Origin of the sequence: Trichocoleus sp. FACHB-262, from assembly GCF_014696035.1 — a bacterium.
In the GTDB taxonomy this organism is placed as follows: Bacteria; Cyanobacteriota; Cyanobacteriia; order FACHB-46; family FACHB-46; genus Trichocoleus.
Window position 1 is genome coordinate 1 of sequence record NZ_JACJPK010000036.1, and the last position, 3,583, is coordinate 3,583.

The 3,583-nt window shown below is 47.1% G+C and carries 4 protein-coding genes; 2 read left to right on the forward strand and 2 right to left on the reverse strand.

The window, feature by feature from the left end; all coding sequences use genetic code 11:
- Positions 1–522: 522 nt before the first annotated feature.
- Complete coding sequence (locus H6F68_RS08035; protein WP_190557970.1) at positions 523–1,344, forward strand: hypothetical protein; 822 nt, start codon at positions 523–525, stop codon at positions 1,342–1,344.
- A 331-nt stretch (positions 1,345–1,675) separates the two neighbouring features.
- On the opposite strand, the gene H6F68_RS08040 is transcribed toward H6F68_RS08035, so the two are convergent.
- Positions 1,676–2,092 (reverse strand): hypothetical protein, encoded by a 417-nt coding sequence (locus tag H6F68_RS08040; RefSeq protein WP_190557972.1) that lies wholly within the window; start codon positions 2,090–2,092, stop codon positions 1,676–1,678.
- A 344-nt stretch (positions 2,093–2,436) separates the two neighbouring features.
- Between H6F68_RS08040 and H6F68_RS08045 the strand changes: the two genes are divergently transcribed.
- Positions 2,437–2,892, forward strand: coding sequence for a ribonuclease III domain-containing protein (locus H6F68_RS08045; RefSeq protein WP_190557974.1), 456 nt, complete (start codon positions 2,437–2,439; stop codon positions 2,890–2,892).
- Between the two features lie 13 nt (positions 2,893–2,905).
- Here the strand turns inward: H6F68_RS08045 and H6F68_RS08050 are convergent, their stop codons facing one another.
- Positions 2,906–3,292, reverse strand: coding sequence for a hypothetical protein (locus tag H6F68_RS08050; RefSeq protein WP_190557976.1), 387 nt, complete (start codon positions 3,290–3,292; stop codon positions 2,906–2,908).
- Positions 3,293–3,583 lie beyond the last annotated feature (291 nt).

Here is a 3,583-nt window from a genome sequence, read left to right on the forward strand (position 1 = left end):
TGGTGGTGGCAATGAATTGCTGGAGTGAATCCATTTCTTGTGAGTTAGTTACGAGTCCTTCTCTCAGCCTAATAACTTCTCCTTATCCTTACAACTTGATTAGGATTGCTATAGCAGTCTAATTAATAGTTAGACAGAACTAGTTCTGTCTAATGTCCTTATAGGGCAGATAGGCCGAAAACCATCGGGCTAATTCCTCAAGGTTATTCTGCCTAACACCCTGATGGAGGCGATTATACAGAACCGCTCAGCATTGCTTCAGGCTAATTTCCTTCACCCTTCTCCCGAAGATGCCCAGAACAGGATTAGAGCGAATTTGATGGGAGGTGCGATCGCCCCTCTAACTTTTCCTCAATTGGGGAATGCAACCAAGTCAGTGAACTGCTGAGCGATCGCGCGATTGAGACGAATGCTGGCTTACGGGCAGGCTGCGTAACGCTCAGGGGGCTGCTAGAGCGCAGCGCCTATGCCGCCCGGCTATCATAGAGCTTTGCCTCAGCTAAAAGAGCAAATTTCTACTCTATGCAGATCATCGAACACAATCCTGACAGGCTCGTTTTGTTCTTTCGACGTTCGTTCCTCTTAGGTTTGCTGCTGGGTGCGAGCTGCACTTTCATCGGTCTTTTTTTCTGCCTGTTTGGCTTCATCTTGCTGCAACGAGCTGAGGGAGGAGTCTGGGTTTTGCCTGCTGGCATGGGTAGCTTGGCAGTGATTACAGGACTTTTCTGGGTATTCCTATTTCCTACACGCACCACGCTTATCTTTGATAAATCTCAGAACTGCGTCGTGCGCGAGCAGAGTCGCTTCCCGGGTCAAGCGCCAAAACAAACCCTGAAGCTGCCCCTCGATTGTATTGTTGGGGTAGTGCTGGGGAGTTCTAGCGGAGAGACAACGACTTATTATCCAAGGTTGATTCTCGATTTAGTTTACTGGCAGATTTCGTTAAACTCGGATGGTTCTTATCAGACAGCGGCCCAGATCTCCAAAACCATTGCTCAGTTTCTCAATGTGAACTATTTTCCTGATGAGTCGAAGGCACCTTTAACTAGTTTTGACCAACGCTGGTTAAAGGCTGCAAAGCCCTCCCAGAGCTGGCAATATCTCGAGGATGAGGTTGAGCGACTTCAACGTCACTTAAGCGAGAATCCCGAAGACGGAGCAGCCCATCAGGAGTTAGGAACTCTACTTCACTCAAAGACGAAGTTCGGGACTCTACCTCGCTCACGGCGGCAGGAAGTACTTTTCCATCTCGAAGCAGCGCAAAAGTTATTTGAGGTGCAGCAGAAACCAGAGCAGGCCGCGATCGCGAGCAAGCTCCAAATGCTCGTAAACGCGATGGCCTAATGTCCATAAGTAAGAGTTGGATGTCTCACTTTTGATTGCGTCGGCAAGTTCTAGCTCACTACCCTGCTTCAGCTCATTCAATCCAAAGTTTGAACTGGAACGAAGTTGAGTAAACTGATCGCCTTCCAGCCCCTCACCCACACCAGTGCGATCGCCCTACCCAACCCAGCACTCAGCCCAAAATCAGAAATTTTCTGACTCTCAAAGCTTGACCTAGGTTTTGTGTTGCGAGGGCAATCTCCTCTTGCACTTCTCTAGAGCGATCGCCCCTCCAACTTTTCCCAATTGGGGAACACAACCAAGTCACTGAACTACTGACTAATCTCGCTATTTATTGAAATGCATATAGGAGCACGATAACTACCCAGCACATGAACAGAAGCCATGCTACAAATCTGCCGGGTAGTAGCCAGCGAGGAAATTTTTCAGCTAACTCATAGCCAATGATGGGTGGCGCTCCAGCGACATTTCGGCTCAGGCAATAGATTCGCCACTTGCTTAAAATACAGGCGATCGCCCTATTACCCATAACTAGCTCAAATCCGTATGAAGCATTAGAAACCATCCCAAGCAATGCAAGGACGGAAACGAGCATTCCGTTATGCTCTTTCCAGAAAACACCAAGTGCTGCAAATAAAATAGCCTGCACTGTGAATAGCCCTCTTAAGCGTTCGCTCATGAGTGAATCTTCATGCTTGAGAAGGTCACGTAAGCAGTCGTAATACTCTTTGGTGTTCCACTCATTCATATAGGTTAATTAGATGAGCTTGCTAGTGTTGTTGACGCTTAATAGCTAACTACAGCGTGGCTAAAGGTCATTTCTTACGGCCTAATTTAATTAACTTCATTCCAAAACATTCAGTAAGGGGTCTTGGAGTTTACATAAGCTGCACTTGGACAGCGATCGCCCCTCACTTTTCCCCAATTGGGGAACGTAGCCAAGTGAGTGAACTGCTGAGCGCTCCTGCCAGCTGTCCAGAATCGGACGTTTGCTTAGGTGGTTTTGGTTGTGAGGAGCGATCACCCTTCAGCTCTGACTTGATCAACTTGAAACAACTCGTTAGTCTCTAGCAATGTTTGGCAGCAGTAACGATGAATCCAGAAGACATCGAAGCAATTGAAAGGCGGTTAGGTTATATCTTTAAAGACAAAAGCCTACTCCTTCGAGCACTCACTCGCAAGGCTGCGGCTAAGGAGCAAAGTGAGCAAGGGCAATCATGTGAGGACCAAGAAGTCTTTCGTACTCTTGGAGATGCAATCCTCAAGGCGATTCTGACCGACCTTCTGATTGAGCACGGTTGTACAACTCGTGGAAGCATTACTCAAAAAAAGCAGACATTAGAAGATGAAAAAACTTTAGGCGAAATGCTTCGCACAATGGGTATTGCTCCAATCGTAGGAATTGGTGAGCGAATCGTTGGAGTTCATGAGACTACCTACGCTCTGGCAGAGACCTTTGAAGCTTTAGTTGCTGCTGTTTACAAAGATGGGGGCTATGACGTGATTACAGCTTTAGTCACTAAGTGGTTTAGTAACCTCATTAATTAAAGCTAACTAGTTCTCACCTCCAGTATTCGTCCTTGTCATCGTCATCATCTTCATCCTCGTCATTTACCCAACTCCACCGTCTAGCACTGTAACCATAGCCATAAACCCGGTTAGCGATGTCATCGGCTTCATCACTCCGCTCTCGTTCGACCTTTGGATAGTCCAAGGGATTAGCCGATCGCACCAAGACAGAAACGATTTCAGGTCGAAAGTGTAGTGCCTGGAGATAGGCTTTCTCAGCAGTTGTCTCATCTAGCGGTAGTTCAGACGAGAGTGTGGTGGTTTGACTACCAAAGCGTTTTGTACTGACAACCGCCACAATTTCCTGGTCCTTTAGCTCTAAAGAAACACTATCCGGATCAATTCCAACCTCAGGGTAGGCAAGGAAGGAGCGGAGCATAAAAATAACGCTGAATTAGAACTGCCTCGGTTCTAACAGCTCTGCACAGCATCTGACCACAGGGGATCACCTGCTCAACTTTTGAATTGGCCCCTTTTGACTCAAACCCCACCTACACGGGATCAAGGCCCAAAAAGCCCAATTCAAACCAATTCAAAAATCCGATCGCCCGCTCTACTAATACCAATTCTTCAAAGGTAGACGACAGATGCTATAAAACTTGAGGTGGGTTTAATCGTAGAGTATGGCAGGGGTTTACAAACTAGAGATACAAGAGAGTGAAGAGGATCT